16 protein-coding genes are annotated in these 17027 nt (G+C 62.0%); 6 read left to right on the plus strand and 10 right to left on the minus strand.

What is annotated here, in order from left to right; genetic code table 11:
* Positions 1 to 152: 152 nt before the first annotated feature.
* The 8 genes from mgrA to QD408_RS26190 all read right to left on the minus strand — a co-directional run bounded on the left by mgrA (position 153) and on the right by QD408_RS26190 (position 10651).
* A complete protein-coding gene (gene mgrA / locus QD408_RS26155; RefSeq protein ID WP_414141293.1) occupies positions 153 to 1184 on the minus strand; it encodes an L-glyceraldehyde 3-phosphate reductase in 1032 nt (343 codons plus the stop codon).
* 302 nt (positions 1185 to 1486) lie between these two features.
* Entirely contained in the window at positions 1487 to 2620 is a 1134-nt protein-coding gene (locus tag QD408_RS26160) for a Gfo/Idh/MocA family protein (RefSeq protein ID WP_414141294.1), read from the minus strand.
* 8 nt (positions 2621 to 2628) lie between these two features.
* Positions 2629 to 3393 carry a sugar phosphate isomerase/epimerase family protein gene (locus tag QD408_RS26165; RefSeq protein ID WP_414141296.1) on the minus strand — a complete coding sequence of 255 codons (765 nt, stop codon included), beginning with the start codon at positions 3391 to 3393 and terminating at the stop codon, positions 2629 to 2631.
* A gap of 39 nt (positions 3394 to 3432) precedes the next feature.
* Positions 3433 to 5892: a beta-mannosidase gene (locus QD408_RS26170; RefSeq protein WP_414141297.1), complete on the minus strand. Its 2460-nt coding sequence runs from the start codon at positions 5890 to 5892 to the stop codon at positions 3433 to 3435.
* 366 nt (positions 5893 to 6258) lie between these two features.
* Entirely contained in the window at positions 6259 to 7365 is a 1107-nt protein-coding gene (locus QD408_RS26175) for an ABC transporter ATP-binding protein (RefSeq protein ID WP_088681068.1), read from the minus strand.
* A 4-nt stretch (positions 7366 to 7369) separates the two neighbouring features.
* Positions 7370 to 8299 (minus strand): carbohydrate ABC transporter permease, encoded by a 930-nt coding sequence (locus QD408_RS26180; protein ID WP_414141306.1) that lies wholly within the window; start codon positions 8297 to 8299, stop codon positions 7370 to 7372.
* A gap of 4 nt (positions 8300 to 8303) precedes the next feature.
* Positions 8304 to 9209 carry a carbohydrate ABC transporter permease gene (locus QD408_RS26185; RefSeq protein ID WP_088681067.1) on the minus strand — a complete coding sequence of 302 codons (906 nt, stop codon included), beginning with the start codon at positions 9207 to 9209 and terminating at the stop codon, positions 8304 to 8306.
* Between the two features lie 206 nt (positions 9210 to 9415).
* Entirely contained in the window at positions 9416 to 10651 is a 1236-nt protein-coding gene (locus QD408_RS26190; protein WP_088681066.1) for an ABC transporter substrate-binding protein, read from the minus strand.
* Positions 10652 to 11105: 454 nt separating this feature from the next.
* Between QD408_RS26190 and QD408_RS26195 the strand changes: the two genes are divergently transcribed.
* The 5 genes from QD408_RS26195 (at position 11106) to QD408_RS26215 (ending at position 15443) form a co-directional block, all read left to right on the plus strand.
* A complete protein-coding gene (locus QD408_RS26195) occupies positions 11106 to 12149 on the plus strand; it encodes a LacI family transcriptional regulator (RefSeq protein ID WP_414141298.1) in 1044 nt (347 codons plus the stop codon).
* A gap of 208 nt (positions 12150 to 12357) precedes the next feature.
* Positions 12358 to 13056: a class I SAM-dependent methyltransferase gene (locus QD408_RS26200; protein WP_414141299.1), complete on the plus strand. Its 699-nt coding sequence runs from the start codon at positions 12358 to 12360 to the stop codon at positions 13054 to 13056.
* A gap of 124 nt (positions 13057 to 13180) precedes the next feature.
* Positions 13181 to 13795 carry a hypothetical protein gene (locus QD408_RS26205; RefSeq protein ID WP_414141300.1) on the plus strand — a complete coding sequence of 205 codons (615 nt, stop codon included), beginning with the start codon at positions 13181 to 13183 and terminating at the stop codon, positions 13793 to 13795.
* A gap of 31 nt (positions 13796 to 13826) precedes the next feature.
* Entirely contained in the window at positions 13827 to 14903 is a 1077-nt protein-coding gene (locus tag QD408_RS26210; RefSeq protein ID WP_414141301.1) for a D-alanine--D-alanine ligase family protein, read from the plus strand.
* A 3-nt stretch (positions 14904 to 14906) separates the two neighbouring features.
* The gene (locus QD408_RS26215) at positions 14907 to 15443 is read left to right on the plus strand and encodes an AAA family ATPase (protein ID WP_414141302.1); all 537 of its coding nucleotides are present in this window, start codon (positions 14907 to 14909) and stop codon (positions 15441 to 15443) included.
* A 21-nt stretch (positions 15444 to 15464) separates the two neighbouring features.
* On the opposite strand, the gene QD408_RS26220 is transcribed toward QD408_RS26215, so the two are convergent.
* Positions 15465 to 16082 (minus strand): class I SAM-dependent methyltransferase, encoded by a 618-nt coding sequence (locus QD408_RS26220; protein WP_414141303.1) that lies wholly within the window; start codon positions 16080 to 16082, stop codon positions 15465 to 15467.
* Between the two features lie 98 nt (positions 16083 to 16180).
* On the minus strand, positions 16181 to 16690 hold the full coding sequence (locus tag QD408_RS26225; RefSeq protein ID WP_414141304.1) for a GNAT family N-acetyltransferase: 510 nt from the start codon (positions 16688 to 16690) through the stop codon (positions 16181 to 16183).
* Between the two features lie 190 nt (positions 16691 to 16880).
* Here QD408_RS26225 and QD408_RS26230 point away from each other — a divergent pair.
* Positions 16881 to 17027 (plus strand): helix-turn-helix domain-containing protein (locus QD408_RS26230; RefSeq protein ID WP_414141307.1); only part of this gene is annotated, 147 nt, incomplete at its 3' end.

Genomic DNA, 17027 nt, shown 5'->3' on the forward strand with positions numbered 1-17027 from the left:
CAGGCAGATGAGGGGGCGAGCGGTGAAGCCGCGAGTGCACTGAGCGCAAGCGAAGGCAAACAATGGTGTGCCGCGTGGCCCCCTCATCCGACCCTTCGGGCCACCTTCTCCCCGCTGGGGAGAAGAGGGAGCAAGCAGCACTCCCACCTCTCTTAATCCCGCTCCGCCGACTTCGCCCAGAGATTGATATCCGCCTCCTTGGCATAGACATCGATCTCCTTCAGCTCCTCAGCCGAAAACTCGATATTATCCAGCGCCTTGACGCAATCGACGATCTGCGAGGAGCGGCTGGCGCCGATCAGCGCCGAGGTCACGCGCCCACCGCGCAGCACCCAGGCGATCGCCATCTGCGCCAGCGTCTGGCCGCGCCTTTCGGCAATCTCGTTGAGCTTCCTGATATTGTCGATGATCGAGGGGCGGATGAAATCGCGCTTCAGGAAATGGTTCTGCGCCGCACGGCTGTCCTCAGGAATACCGCCGAGATACTTCGTCGTCAGCATGCCCTGGGCAAGCGGCGAGAACACGATGGAGCCCATGCCGACATCGTCGAGCGTATCGAGCAGCCTGTCGTCCTCGACCCAGCGATTGAGCATGGAATAGCTCGGCTGATGGATCAGGCATGGCGTGCCGAGTTCCCTAAGGATGGCGGCGGCTTCGCGGGTGCGCTGCGAATTATAGGAGGAGATGCCGACATAGAGCGCCCGGCCGGAGCGGACGATATGGTCGAGCGCGCCGCAGGTTTCCTCAAGCGGCGTGTCGGGGTCGAAACGGTGGGAATAGAAGATGTCGACATAGTCGAGGCCCATGCGCTTCAGGCTCTGGTCGCAGGAGGCGATCAGGTACTTGCGGCTGCCCCATTCGCCATATGGGCCTGGCCACATGTCGTAGCCGGCCTTCGAGGAGATGATCAGTTCGTCGCGAAGCCCGGCAAATTCGGTGCGTAGGATCTCGCCGAAAGCGGTCTCGGCGCTGCCGGGAGGCGGGCCGTAATTGTTGGCGAGATCGAAATGGGTGATGCCGAGGTCGAAAGCCGTGCGGCACATGTCGATCTTGCGGTCATGCGGCGTGTCGCCGCCGAAATTGTGCCACAAGCCAAGGGAAACGGCCGGCAGCTTCAGGCCGGAACGGCCGGTGCGGTTATATTTCATCTTCGAATAACGGTCTGCGGCCGGTTGCCAGCTCATGAAACTCTCCTTGGATACAATGTCTTTGTAGTCATCATGTCAGGCACAGGCCCGAGCGTAACGGCACTATTGGAGCAAGCGCGCTGGCACGGCAAGCATACGGCGCACGCTCTCTATGACTGCGCGCGCCGACCTTCTTTGACGGCAGGCACTGCCTCCAACGTCGTCATGCTCGGCCTTGTGCCGAGCATCTGCTGCGCTCTCGGTAGATCCTCGGGACAAGCCCGAGGATGACGACGCCAACGTGGCGTCCTGAGGGTAAAAGTCTCGGGCCAAACGAGCCCCGAGACAACACCCCTCCGCTATCTCAACAGCGCCTGCGCCTCTTCGATGCCGAGCGCGGCCGGCTGGGTGCAGGTCGTCGTCAGATCGATGAAGCGGCCCTCCTCGCCCGACTTCAGGATCGAGGTCATGACGTCGACGCCGTGCAGCGTGCGGTCGAGCGAGCAGCGCGCGTCGCGGCCCTCGATCAGCGCCATCACCATATCGGCAAGCCCGGCCGTGCGGTAGTTGGCGCGCGCCCCGTTCGGACTTTCCTGGTTGATCTTGCCGAAGGGATGCTCCCAATCATCGAGCGGCTTGATGTCCTTGTCGCGGCCGCTCGCCTCGACGGTGCCGCCGAAGAAGTTCGGGTCCGGCACGTAAAGCGAGCCGTCGGTGCCGTAGAGTTCCATATTGGCATGGCGGTGCGACCACACATCCCAGCTCGCCGACAGCGTCACGGTGGCGCCGCTGACGAATTCGAGCAGCGCCTGGATCGTCGTCGGCGTCTTCACAGGGATGGTCTCGCCGTGGCGCGGCTGGCTGGTGATCGTGCGGGTCGCCGATGCCATCGAGGTCATGGCGCCGACGCGCTTCACCGGGCCGATCAGGTTGATCAGGTTGGCGATGTAATAGGGGCCTAGATCGAGGATCGGGCCGCCGCCCGGCAGGAAGAAGAAGTCCGGGTTCGGATGCCACATCTCCATGCCGGGGCTCATGACATAGCAGGCGCCGGAAGTGACCCGGCCGATGCCGCCGTCGTCGATGAACTTGCGGGCGAGCTGGTGGGCACCGCCGAGGAAGGTGTCGGGCGCGCAGCCGACGGCAAGGCCCTTCGCCTTGGCGATGCGGCGAAGCTCCTCGCCCTGCTCCAGCGTAAGGACCAGCGGCTTTTCCGAATAAACGTGTTTTCCGGCTTCGAGGATCGCCTTCGACACCGGAAAATGCGCGTCTGGAATGGTCAGGTTGACGACGACGTCGATCTCGTCATTGGCGAGAAGCGCGTCGATCGTCTGTGCCTTGACGCCATATTCCTTGGCGCGGGCCTCGGCGGCCTGCACATTGATATCGGCGCAGGCCAGCACCTTCAGCCCCTTGAAGAGCGGTGCGAGCGAGAAGTAGGTGGTGGAGATGTTGCCGCATCCGATGATGCCGACGCCAAGTTCCCTGGTCATGATGTGCCTCAGTAGGTCTTGATGGAAGCGATCGAGCGCGTGATGTTGCGGTCGATATCGTTCGGATTGTCGTGCTCGACGACGAAATGCTTGGCCTTGGTCTTCGCCTTGACGACCGGAAGCAGCTTGCCCCAGCCGATCGTGCCATGGCCGACATCGGCCCAGCCGCCTTCATCCGTGGCTTCGCCTGCCGGCGCAATGTCCTTGACGTGCACGGCGCTGATGCGGTCCCCGAGCTTCTCGACCCAGGCATAGGGGTCCGCGCCGCCGCGAACGACCCAGGCGATATCCGCTTCCCAGGTAATGTCGGGCGCGCCTTCGAAGATGCGCTCGATCGGCAGCGAACCGTCGGCGAGCTTCACGAATTCGAAGTCGTGATTGTGCCAGCCGAATTCATAGCCGGCATTCTTGTAGGGCTTGCTCATTTCCTGCAGGCGCTTGCCGAAGGCGAGCCAGCCGGCAGCATCCGTCGGGCGCTGGTCGGGCATCAGATGCGGCGCATAGATCGAATCCATGCCGAGGATTTTGGCGATCTGCAGCGACTTCTCGACACTGCCATCGAGGAAATCGGGGCTGAAATGGCCGGTCGCCATGACAAGGCCGTTCTTGTCGAGATCGGCGCGCAGGCTCTTCAGGCCGGCTTCATCCAGTTCGGCATAGATGCCGCCGAAACCTTCGACTTCGCCGTAACCGGCCTTGCCGAGCTTCTCAAAGATCGCCGACAAAGGCGGGAAATTGCGCGCGCTGTAGAGCTGGTAGCTGAGTTTCGTCATCATGTTCTCCTTGGGCCTCGTGCCCATTTCTTGGAAGGATCAATCCGCCGATTGGCAGGAATGCAGGTCGTAGAAGCGGAATTCCGGCAGCTTGCCGCGTTCGAGCGGATGTGCCGGAGTGAAGGTGATGCGGCGGCTCTCGCCTGCTGCAAGATCGAAGGCATTGTCGGAATATTTGCCGTCCGTCTCGCTTTCGATCATCACGAAGAGCGCAAGTCCCCTGGCGGTGACGTTGATGTCGACAGCGCCGCTCGCCTCGACATATTCATGGGTGACGGTCAGGCCCGACGGCTCCAGCTCCAGCGCCTTATAGGTGCCGTTGACATAGTGCCCCTCGCCGCCCATGCCGTTCGAGGCGGTGAAATGCCAGGCAAGCAGCGTTCCCTCGGCAATCTCGGACACATCGATGGTCGCGGCCGTCACCGCCGCATCCGGCGAACACATGGCCTGCACGTCTTTCAGGTGCTTCCGCTCGCCCTTCATCGTCAGAAGCGAGATCGAAAGGTCGACGCTGACGTCCGAAAGCGTGTCGTTGACGAGCGAGAAGCGGATCGTCTTGCCGTCTTCCGAGGGAATGGCGGCGACCGCCACCGGCTGGAAGAAACGCTTGACGAGATAATGCATCGCCTTCCAGCGGCCGCCATAGTCGAGGCTGGACCAGGAGGCGACCGGCCACGTGTCGTTGAGCTGCCAGTAGATCGTGCCCATGCAGTGGGGTTTGAGCGAGCGCCAATATTCCACCGCCGTCTTGATCGCGAGCCCCTGCTGGATCTGGGAGAGATAGACGAAGTTCGGGAAATCCTTGGGAAAGCGGAAATAGCGGAACATCGTGCCGGCGATGCGCTCGTTGCCGCCGGCATTCTTCTGGTGCAGTTCCATGACCGGCGAAGCGACGTTCATGTCCTTCTCTTCAGCATAGGTCCTGATGACAGGCAGCGACGTATAGGACTGGAAGCCGAATTCCGAGCAGAAGCGCGGGCGCACCGAACGGTAATTGTCGAAGGATTTGTTCTCGTGCCAGACCGACCAGTAATGCATGTCGCCGGAGCCGTCGGCATGCCAGGCGTCGCCAAAATCGAGATAGCCCGAGGCCGGGCTCGACGGCCACCACAGCGCGCCGGGCAGCGCCTTCTTCACCGCCTGCTCGATCGTGCGGTTGAGGCGGTCGTAGGAGACGAGATAGCGGTCTCGGTCCTTCCGCGATTCCTCGAACCAGGTGAGCGCTCCCACAAGTTCGTTGTCGCCGCACCAGAGCGCGATCGAAGGATGCGAGCAGAGCCGGCGCACCTGGTAATCCACCTCGATCGCCACGTTGTCGAGGAACTCGTCGGTCGAGGGATAGAGGTTGCAGGCGAACATGAAGTCCTGCCAGACCATGAGGCCCAGCCGGTCGCAGAGATCGTAGAAATGATCCTGCTCGTAGAAGCCGCCGCCCCAGACGCGGATCATGTTCATGTTGGCGGCTTTCGCCGATTGCAGCAGATCCTCGGTCTTTTCAGGCGAAGACAGCGAATAGAGCGCGTCGGCCGGAATCCAGTTGGCGCCGCGGCAGAAGATTTCGCGGCCGTTGACCTTGAAGGCGAAACGGCTGCCCGCCGCGTCCGGCGTGGTGATCAGCTCGATGGTGCGCAGGCCGATCTGCTTCGTCACTTCCTCGTCGGAGAGTTCAACAGAGAGCGTATAGAGCGCCTGCTCGCCGCTGCCGGAGGGCCACCAGAGACGCGGATTATCGATATGGAAGAGATGGTGGACATCGGTCTCGCCCTTGACGCCGACATCGAGACGGACACGCTCGCCGTCGAGATCGAAATAGACCTGTGCGATGCCGGGATGCTTGGCAAACAGGCTCGCCGTCACCATGAGATCGACCGAGCCGTCATTATTATGGACCTGGCGGGAGACGACATGTTCGATGCGCGCCGTCTCGAGCTTCTTCAGCGCGATCGTGCCATAGAGGCCGAACGGCGCGATGGCGATATTCCAGTCCCAGCCGAAATGGCATTGCGGCTTGCGCAGCATGTTGCCGTCGGGAATCGGTGAATTGCCGGTGCTGTAGGGAATGTAGAAAGGCTGCTGCTTCTGCCGCTCGGCGCCAATGGCGGGGTTGGAGGCAAAGACGATGCGGATCGAATTGTCGCCTGATTTCAGCATGCTGGACACATCAGGCCGGTAGCGCCGAAAGCTGTTGTCGGCTTCGAGCGCCAGGAAACCGTTGACGTAGACGCTGGCGACCGTGTCGAGATAGTCGACATCGAGATACCAGTCGCCCTCGACCTCCTGCAGCGAAAAGCTGCGCTCGACCGCCCATTCCCGCTCAGCGACCCACTGCACCTTCTCCTCGTTGCGGCCGAAATAAGGATCGGGGATCAGCCCTGCCCGATGCAGCGCCGTGTGCACGTCACCGGGCAAGGTGATGGCGCTCTTGATCTCACCATCGACGGAGGTGAGTTGCCACGAACCGGAAAGGTCGATGCTGGAGGAGGTCGATTGTTGAGTCACGATGTCATTTCCGATTTTGAAAGGGGATGATCTTGAGAAGGAAGGGCGAAGGTGACTATTTCCCCGCCTTGTCGTTCGTCAGGGACGTTTCCTTCCCCTCACCCTTCGCCAGAGGCGCCCCACCTCTCCTCCCTCATTCCCTTCCTCGGGCTTTGCCCGAGGGATGTCACAGGAATCCAGTGCGCCCAGGTCCCTGGGCGCGGGAGACCCCTACGTGGTAAAGAGTCATTCACGGCGCAGACGCGCCGTGGCTGGATTCCTGTGACGAGCACAGGAATGAGGGAGGATGGGGCATCAGTCGAATTCATATTCAATTGCCTTGGAAGAGCAGGCGGCGCCATCTCCGACGTCACCCGCAAAATTCCCCTACAGACGCAGCTCACTATCCGCATCGAACACCGAAGCCAACGCCATGTCGAAGCTGAGTTTCACCTTGGCGCCGACATTGAAGCGGCGTGCGCCGTTGACGCGTACCGACATGGTGTGACCGGCATGTTTCAACCACAGAAGATTATCCGCGCCCATCGGCTCTTCGATATCGACGGTCGCGTCATGCTCTTCACCGCCGGCATTCTCGTTGACCTTGATGTGTTCGGGGCGCACACCGAGCACCACCTTGCGGCCGGGCTGCAGCGTCTCGTTGGCATCGTAGGCGGCGAGCGAGAAAGTGACGCCGTTCGCCACGAAGGCGATGCCGTCGCCCGAGCTGACCAGCTCGCCGCGCAGGAAATTCATCGACGGCGAGCCGATGAAACCGGCGACGAAGAGATTGCGCGGCCGGTTGTAGATCGTCGTCGGATCGTCGAGCTGCTGAATGATGCCGCTCTTCATGATGGCGATGCGGTCGGCGAGCGTCAGCGCCTCGATCTGGTCGTGGGTGACATAGATCATCGTGTTCTTCAGCGATTGGTGCAGGCGCTTGATCTCGACGCGCAGCTCCGAACGCAGCTTGGCGTCGAGGTTGGACAGCGGCTCGTCGAACAGGAAGACGTCGACGTCACGCACCAGCGCCCGGCCGATCGCCACGCGCTGGCGCTGGCCGCCTGATAGTTCGGCCGGCTTGCGCTTCAAAAGCGGCTGGATCTGCAGGATCTCGGCCGCGCGCGCCACGCGCTTGTCGATCTCGGCCTGCGGCACCTTGGCGACGCGAAGGCCGAAGGAAAGGTTCTTCTCGACGCTCATCTGCGGATAAAGCGCATAGGACTGGAAGACCATGCCGATGCCGCGGTCCTTCGGCTCCTCCCAGGTGACGTTCTTGCCCTTGATGAAGATCTGCCCTTCCGAAGCGTCGAGCAGGCCGGCGATGCAGTTGAGCAAGGTCGACTTGCCGCAGCCGGACGAGCCGAGCAGCACGAGGAATTCGCCGTCGTTGATGTCGAGATTGAGATCCTTGAGCACGCTGACCGCGCCGAAGTTCAGCGACAGATCCTTGATGGAGACGCTCGAATTGGAGACAGTTGAATTCATGTTCATGTGATCACCCCTTCACTGCGCCGGCGGCGATGCCGCGAACGAAAAGCCGCCCGGAGACGAAATAGACGATCAGCGGCACCAGGCCGGTGAGGATCGTCGCTGCCATGTTGACGTTGTATTCCTTCACGCCCTGGACGGAATTGACGATGTTGTTGAGCTGCACGGTCATCGGATAGGTATCCGGCCGGGTGAAGACCACGCCGAACAGGAAGTCGTTCCAGATGCCCGTGACCTGCAGGATCATTGCCACGACGAAGATCGGCAGCGACATCGGCATCATGATCTGCAGGAAGATCTGCCAGAAGCCCGCCCCGTCGACACGCGCCGCCTTGAACAGCTCCTCCGGCAGCGACACGAAGTAGTTGCGGAACAGCAGCGTCAGGATCGGCATGCCGAAGATCGAATGCACGATGACGAGGCCGGTCAGCGTGCCGTAGATGCCGATTTCGCGCAGGATGATGACGATCGGATAGATCATCACCTGATAGGGAATGAAGGCGCCGATGATGAGGACCGAGAAGAAGAACTCGGAACCCTTGAAACGCCAGTTCGCCAGCGCATAACCATTGACCGAGGCGATGGCGATGGAAACGACGACCGAGGGAACGGTGATGCGCACCGAATTCCAGAAGCCGCGCGAAAGACCGTCGCAATTGAGGCCCGTGCAGGCCGTCGCCCAGGCCTTCACCCAGGGTTCGAAGGTGATCTCCATCGGCGGCGAGAAAATGTTGCCGAGCCTGATTTCCGGCATTCCCTTGAGGGAGGTGACGACCATCACGTAAAGCGGGATCAGGTAATAGACGGCGGCCACGAAAAGCGTGCCGTAGATGATGATGTTGCGGCCGGAAACCACCGGCCGCGGCTTCGGTCCGGACGGACCGGAAACCGCCTTGCCTTCGAAGGGGGCGCCGCCGTCGACTGATTTGAGAGCGATATTGTCAGACACGCTTGCGCCCTCCGCCGAATTCCAGATATGCCCAGGGAATGATGATGATGGCGACCGTGACGAGCATCATGGTCGAGGCGGCAAAGCCCTGGCCGAGATTCTGCGCCTGGAACATGTAGTCGTAGACGTATTTCGCCGGCACTTCCGACGAGATGCCGGGACCGCCAGACGTCTGCGCCACGACGAGGTCGTAAACCTTGACGATGCCCGAGGCGATGATGACGATCGTCGTGATGAAGACCGGCCGCATCATCGGAATGACCACGAGCAGATAGGTCTTCCACATCGGAATGCCGTCGACGCGGGCCGCTTTCCAGATATCCTCGTCGATGCCGCGCAGGCCCGCGAGCATCAGGCACATGACGAGACCCGTGCCCTGCCAGAGCGCCGCGATCAGAATGCCGTAGATGACGATTTCAGGCGTATAGAGCGGATTGAAGGTGAAACCCGTCCAGCCGAGCGAGCGCACCACGGACTGCACGCCGAAATCCGGATTGAGAATCCACTGCCAGACAAGGCCGGTGACGATGAAGGACAGCGCGAAGGGATAGAGGAAGATCGTGCGGAAGGTGTTCTCGAACCGGATCTTCTGATCCATGAGAGCCGCCAGCAGGAACCCTATGACCAGGCTGAAGATCAACGACAGCACGCCGTAGATCGCCAGGTTCTCGATGGACACGACCCAGCGCGGGGCGGCCCAGAGACGCTCATATTGCTCGACACCGGCGAAGCTCAATCGCGGCAGGAGCTTGGAATTGGTGAAGGAATAGAACACGGTCCAGATCGTGCCGCCGACGAAGATGACCATGGCGGTGAGGATCATGGGAATGGAGGCAATCTTCGAGTTCAGATTGCGCAGCAATTTAAACGGCCGGCCGGCTTTCGCTTGACCTGTCATGCGTTTCCTCCTGAAGCGCACTCGCTTCGGTGATCGGGACGCCGCCTGAAAACGGTGCCCTTCCCGTCCCTATCGGCAACCCGCCCGCGGCCCGCGCATGCGCGCGCTCGCGTCCGGCTGCCGAAGCTCGCGCCGGGATCGGAGATCCGGCGGAGTCCGGCCCTGCGAAACGCAGGACCGGACCTGATGAGCCCGAGGACCGAGGATCAGTCGGCCGAAGAGATGATTTCGGTGAAACGCTTCTGGGCGTCTTCCGGCGTCATCGACGGATTGGCGAAGAATTCGGAGAAGAGATCTTCCTTCTGCTTCTGGCTGTCGGCCGAAAGCAGCTGGTCGGTCCCCTGGATCACGTTGCCCTTCGCCAGGATGTCGAGACCCTTCTTCATGCAATCGTTGGCGGCGGCGAGATCGACGTCGCCGCGCACCGGCAGCGAACCCTTCTTCAGGTTGAAGGCAACCTGGGTCTTGGGATCGAGCAGGGTCTTGGCAAGTACCGCCTGCGCCTTGGACTTCTCCTCGTCCTTCAACAACGGGAAGTAGAAGGCGTCACCGCCGGTCGAGATGATCTCGTTGACGCCGAGGCCCGGCAGGCAGGTGTAGTCGGTGCCGGCCTTCTGGCCCGCGAGCGCGAACTCGCCCTGCGCCCAGTCGCCCATGATCTGGCCGCCGGCCTTGCCCGTGATGACGAGGTTGGTCGCCTGGTTCCAATCCTGGACGTTGCTGCCCTTGGACATACGGCGGGCGTCGTCGGCAGCCTTGAAGACCTTGGCCATTTCAGGACCGGCGGCAGCTTCGGCGTCCTTGTCCTTGAAGACCTTGTTGAACGTATCCTTGCCGGCGATCGCGACCATCAGCACGTCGAAGGCGCCTGCGGCCTGCCACGGCTGACCGCCGACGGCGAGCGGGATGATGCCCGCCTTTTCGAGAGCCGGAGCAGCGGCGACGAACTCGTCCCAGTTCTTCGGAACTTCGACGCCGGCCTTCTTGAAGGCGGCGTTCGAAAGCCACAGCCACTGCCAGGAGTGGATGTTGACCGGAGCGCAGTAGATCTTGCCGTCGATCGTGCAGGAATCGAGCAGGCTCGACGGACGAATGATGTCCTTCCACTTCTCGGCGGTGGCGACATCGGTCAGGTCGCGCATCAGGCCGGCCTGGACGAGTTCCTCGGCCTGGCGGCCATGGTTGAACTGGGTGGCGCCCATCGGGTCGCCGCCGGTGATGCGGCTGATCATGATCGGGCGAGCGGTGCCGCCGGAACCGGCGATCGCACCGTCGACCCAATGGTTGCCGGTGGCGTCGAATGCCTTGGCCAGCTCGGCGACAGCCGCGGACTCGCCGCCGGATGTCCACCAATGCGTGACTTCGAGATCGGTGGCGCTGGCGGCACTGAGCGGAAGCGCTGCCGAAGCGGCAAGCATGGCCGCCATCATACGAATTTTCATGAGTTCTCCTCCCTCACTGAAACGTTGCCGGAAAAACTTAGATCAATCGATTTCCCCACGCAACTGCCCGCCTGTAAATTTTTCTTTAAAGATCCGGATTGCCACTTCTGAATGCTTCGAATGGCCTCGCCACGTCAGTTGAATCCGCGACCGAACAGGCGTTTTCGCATATGCGGTATCGCTATATAACATTGAATATAAATAATAATTTTCTGACGTTATTTTTTAGCCGCATTTCATGCCTTTCGCATGTGCAAAAAAATCGAGCCCAAACCGCCGATTCAACCTATGCGAATGATGCTGCGACGCACACAAGAAAAACCACTCGACATTTCTACTGTATCGTTACAGATTGAATTCCTTAGGGAGGCGCGATTTTGGCAGGCGACGGGCTTACGGCGTCTGAAAAAGCCTCTATAAGCGAGACCAATTCGCGTGAGGCAGGCCTACAGGGATGGAAAACAAGGGAAATTTCGGACAGGCTGCATCGGCGGCGGTGACGCGCGAGCGCCCGACATTGAAGACGATCGCCTTCATGACCGGCCTCGGCGTGACCACCGTATCGCGCGCCTTGAAGGATGCACCCGATATCGGTGCTGAGACCAAGGAGCGGGTGCGCATGGTCGCCCGCCAGCTCGGCTACCAGCCGAACCGGGCGGGTGTGCGCCTGCGCACCGGCAAGACCAACGTCATCGCCCTCGTCCTCAGCATCGACGAGGAAATCATGGGCTTCTCGAGCCAGATGGTCTTCGGCATATCGGAAGTGCTGTCCGGCACGCCCTATCATATCGTCGTGACCCCGCATTCCCACAGCAAGGACCCGATGCTGCCGGTGCGCTATATCCTCGAGACCGGCTCGGCCGACGGCGTCATCATCTCCCGCATCGAGCCGGACGATCCGCGCGTGCGGCTCCTGACCGAGCGCGGCATGCCATTTGCCACGCATGGACGCACCGATGCCGGCCTCACACACCCGTTCCACGATTTCGACAACGAGGCCTTCGCCCATCAGGCGGTGGAGCGGCTCGTCAGGCGCGGCCGGCGGCGCATCGCCCTCCTACAGCCGCCGAGCAAGCTCACCTACTACGCCCATATCCGCATCGGCTTCCAGACCGGCCTGCATGATTACGGCGCCGAGGAAGTGCCCCTGCGCGTCAACACCGACGCGCCGCTCGCCGATATCCGTGATATCGTCGAAGTGATGATGCGCTCCGGCAATGCGCCCGACGGCATCGTCTGCTCGGCCGGCAGCGCGGCGATCGCCGTCAATGCCGGCATCGAGGCTGCCGGCAAGGCCCTCGGCCGCGATCTCGACATGGTCTCCAAGCAGTCAGTGCCGATCCTCAACTGGATCCGGCCCGAGATCATCACCGCCCAGGAAGACGTGCGCCAGGCCGGCCGCGAAATGGCCAAGGCCGTCATCGCCCGCATCGACGGCATCGAACCGGAACTGCTGCAGAGTATCAGCCAGCCGATCTGGCCGGAGAACGGCCGCTAGGAACATCCATTTCGTGCCCTGGAACGCGCCCGTGCGCCAGGAGCGGTGCGTCCTATCGCCTTGAATTCGCCCATGATCTTTTCCCGCAAGTAATGTCGCGCGCATCGAAGCCGCAACCTATATCGCCCGCGGTTGGCGATCAGATGTTGCCCACAGATACAATTCGTGAGTATTTTAGTAAATGTAGCGACAAAATCCGGGGGAAAAAATGCCATCACCTTGGGAAAGCGATGTCTTACTACATGCCGGGCCGGCATTTTTAGCAAAGCCGCACCCGAAAATTCTTGAGGTCGGCGGAGGATCACGCACCTACGTCTATGTCGAGGGAGCAGAATACACTGCCCTTGATATTTCCAGGGATCAGCTCGACAAAAACAGATATGCGAGCGAGAAGATCCTGGGCGACGCCCAGACGATCGATTATGGAGCGCGGGTCTTCGATGCCTGCGTCTTCTGGGACGTGCTGGAGCATGTCGAAAGTCCGAAATCCGCGCTGTCGAAGGCGGCAAATACGCTGTCACCCGGCGGAGTCGTCGTGGTGAAGGGGCCGATATCCACCTCGATCAAGGGCATGGTCACGACCATGACGCCGCGCTGGGTGCATGTCATGTTTTATCGCCATATCCTGAAACAGCCGAATGCCGGCAAGCCGGGCTACGCGCCTTTCCCGGTCGAACACTCCGTCGACGCATCCCACTCGGAAATCGCCGCAACCTTGCGGCAGCTCGGAATGGAGGTCGTCTTCGTCGGCGAATACATCTCGACCCATGTCGATGCATTGAAGAAGCGAATGCCGCCGCTCTACTGGCTGTACGAGTCAGCGGGATTTATTATCCGGCTAATTTCTGGACGGAAATGCGGAGGCCGCAAGACGGAATTTCTGATCGTCGCCAAGAATTCAGGCTGAAACGACGCATTCCCTTCATAAGCTGATCAAACATGATCACCCCGGTTCGAAAGCGGCCCACTGGCTCGAAAAAGCCTTGATTGCCGGCCATCCCGCACAAGAGCCACGGGGGAATATCGATAAAATGCAGCAAAGCGGCGTGCCCTATTTCAGTCAGTGGGAAACGCCTGGGATGACGCTGCCGGTCGTTGCCGGGGGAACCCAGGCTCTGCTCGGCGATCCGCTCTGGCGCCATTCGGGAGCCGAGACGGTCGAGGAATATGCGCGCTGGGCCGTCAATGTCTGCGGCATGGCCTGCCTGAAGATGATCCTTGCGGCGCGCGGCGAGATCCATCCGACGCTGGAGCTTGCCCGCGCCTGCACTGGATATGGCGGTTACGTCGTCAACGAAATCGACGCCTCGATCAAGGGGCTGATCTACGCGCCCTTCGTCCGCTTCGTCGGCGACCGATTCGCGCTCGCCGCCGAGACGATCATCGCCGTTCAGGCATCGGCCATCCCCGATCTCCTGTCGAAGCGGCGCTTCTTCATCGCCTCGGTGCATCCGTCGATCCGCTGGCCGGAGCAGGAACCGCCGGCAAAGGGCGGGCATCTGGTGCTGGTGACGGCAGCCTCGCCGGAGACGATCCGCTTCCACAATCCATCCGGCCATGACCCGGCAAGCCAGGCCGATGTCACGCTGCCGCTTGCCGTCTTCGATCGCTTCTTCGCCAATCGCGGCATTTCCATCGACGGCTGACCTTTTCAACACGAGATCATCAGGAGGTTCCATGACCCCTTCCCCAAACAGATTACGCATCGCCGTGCTCTTCGGCGGCCGCTCGGCCGAGCATGAGGTTTCCATCCTTTCGGCGACCAATGTCATGGGCGCGCTCGATCCGGAAAAATACGACGCCGTTCCCGTCTTCATCACCCGGGAAGGACAATGGCTGCTCGCCAGCTTCGCGGACGGCGCGTTGGCCACGCCTTCATCGGGCACGGAGCTCTGCCTCGTGCCCGGCGGAAAAGGCCGCATGCTGGCGATCCCTACCCATGGCGCGCCGCATGAACTGCCGAGGATCGACATCCTGTTTCCCGTGCTGCACGGCCCGCATGGCGAAGACGGATCGGTGCAGGGCGCGGCCGAGGTGGCCCGCGTGCCGCTCGTCGGCTGCGGCATCCTTGGGTCCGCAGCGGCCCTCGACAAGGATATCGCCAAGCGTCTGCTCAGGGCGGCCGGGCTGCCGGTGGCGCGCGCCGTGACGATCCATGAGGGTGCGGCCCCTTCGCTTGCCGCGCTCGAAGGCGAACTCGGCCTGCCGCTCTTCATCAAGCCGGCGCGGCAGGGTTCCTCCGTCGGCGTCGCCAAGGTCCATGCCAGCCAGGAATTCGCGGCAGCCCTTGCCGGAGGCTTCCGCCACGACCGCACATTGCTCGCCGAGGAATTCGTCGCCGGCCGTGAGATCGAATTCAGCGTGCTGGAGGATGCGGCGGGCGAACTCTTCGTTTCCCGGCCGGGCGAGATCGTGCCGGCGGAAAGCCACGGCTTCTACAATTACGACGCCAAATATTTCGATGAGAACGGCGCGGCGCTGAAAGTCCCGGCCGACCTACCGCCGGAGGTCGAGGCCGCCATGCGCGACATGGCCGCCAAAGCCTTCCGCGCCGTCGGCTGCGACGGCATGGCCCGCGTCGACTTTTTCCTGACGTCGGACATGCGCTTCGTCATCAACGAGCTCAACACCATTCCCGGCTTCACCGATATCAGCATGTATTCCAAGGCGATGGCCGCAAGCGGCGTCAGCTATCCCGAAATCATCGACCGGCTGGTAGAGCACGGCATGGCGCGCTTCCGCCGGTCAGGTTAGACCATGAACAGATCGGTCTTGATTTCAGGTTGCTCCGGCGGCGGGAAGTCGACGCTGCTTGCGGAGCTTGGCCGCCGTGGTCACGCGATCGTCGAAGAGCCCGGCCGGCGGATCGTCAAGCAGGAGCTGGAGAGCAATGGAACCGCCCTGCCCTGGGTCGACATGGTTGCCTTCGCCCGCCGCGCGATCGGGATGGCGACCGCCGACCACGCGTCGGCGAAAGGACAGGCGGGCTGGACGTTTTTCGACCGCGGCCTGATCGATGCCGCCTCGGCGCTCCAGCACCTGACCGGCGAACCGGTCCTCCAAAAATTGAGCACCGCCTACCGCTATCACCAAACCGTCTTTCTCACGCCACCATGGCCCGAGATCTACACGTCCGACCCCGAGCGGCGCCACGGTTTCGATGAGGCTATCGCCGAGTATGACCGGCTCGCCCCGACCTATCCGACGCTGGGCTACGAGGTCGTTGTGCTGCCGAAAATCACGGTCGCCGACCGGGCGGATTTCATCCTCGATCACCTGGAGGCGAAGGAGTAGTGTTTCGGCACCAGGCCTATTTCAGCGTCGTCTAAACACGCACCACTGAAATGACTGCCGGCCGCCGCCGGGTGTCGTGTGCTCCTCGCGCCATTCGCGTTCCAATGCAAAGGCCGGGCCGAATTCCGCCGCCAGCGCGGCGGCGTCGTACCGCTGGACCGGTAAGCCGCTGCACCGCTCCGGCCCGTCGGGTGCGAAGGTCGCGACGATCACGACGCCGCCTGGCGCCGTGCCGGCTTCCAGGGCGCGGCGATAGGCGAGCCGCTGCTCCGGCTCGGTGAGGAAGTGAAAGACGGCGCGGTCGTGCCATACGTCGTAGCAGCGCTCCGGTCTCCATACGGTGACATCGGCCACCATCCATGCGACCTGGGCGGCCTCCCCCCGCAGCCGCGCCTTGGCGACGTCAAGTGCCGGCGCAGCAATATCGAGAACGGTAAGGTCGGACCAGCCGCGCTCGACGAGACGGTCGACAAGGCTCGACGCGCCGCCGCCGACATCAATCAGCGCGGCAGTGGCCGGAAGATGCAGATCGTCAAGCGCCCGCAAGGATGGCTCCGGCGTCGGCTGATACCAGCTGACGCTGTCAGCGGCTTTCGTGCGGTAGACTTCGTCCCAATGTTCCCGCTTCGCGTCCGTCATCCGCTATCCCCATCGCGTGCAGCGTCCGATCCTGATTTATCGATATGTAGGGATTGAGACGTCCGTCACCAACCGCTCCGCGGCCCGCGAGCCCGGACTCAGGACGGGAGGTGGCGATAGACGAGATCGGCAGGATCGGTTCGGGGCGCTGCGGGATCGAGACGCGCACCCAGCCGTTCCGCAACGGCGATCGAGGCAGCGTTGCCGGGCGCGATATAGCTGACGAGCGACGATACTTTAAGCGTCGCGAAGGCCCAATCGCGCAGGGCGGAGGCCGCTTCGGTCGCATAGCCGCGTCCCTCATGTCCCTCGTAGACGAACCAGCCCAGCTCCTTTTCCGGAAAGAGCGGCCCATGATTGATCCCCACCTGGCCGATGCATTCGCCCGTTTCGGCCAGATCGATCATCAGCGCCCCATGCCCGAAAAGCTGCCAGAGAGCGACGTCGTGGCAGAACATCCCCCACGCCGCCCGCAGATCGAACGGGCCGCCCATTCCGGCAGAGCGTGGCGAGGCCATGATGCCGGCATAAGCGGCGAAATCATCGATATCAGGCATGCGGAGCACAAGGCGCTCGGTCCGGATGGTGATCACGCCCGTTTCGGACATGTCGTCGCCTTTCTGCGGGGGTTGGAACGGAACTCTAGCTTCCAAACGCCGGAGCGGTTCGCTCAGCGCCAACCGCTCAAGGAACCCGCGGCGTCATCCTCGGCCTTGTGCCTGTATGGACCGGAGAGATACCTGACAGATGTTCGGAGACATGCCTGACAGTTGCCTGAGGATTTCTCGGGAGGTTGGCATGGTTTGGCGGGAGGCATCTGTGGTGGATCAACGTCTGGAATTTTGTCGTCTGGCGGGGCTGGAGGGCGCCAACGTTTCGGCGCTTTGCGACCGCTTCGGCATCAGCCGCCAGACGGGCTATGTCTGGCTGAGGCGACTGGCAAAC

The organism is Rhizobium sp. BR 249 (assembly GCF_047445895.1).
Taxonomy (GTDB): domain Bacteria; phylum Pseudomonadota; class Alphaproteobacteria; order Rhizobiales; family Rhizobiaceae; genus Rhizobium.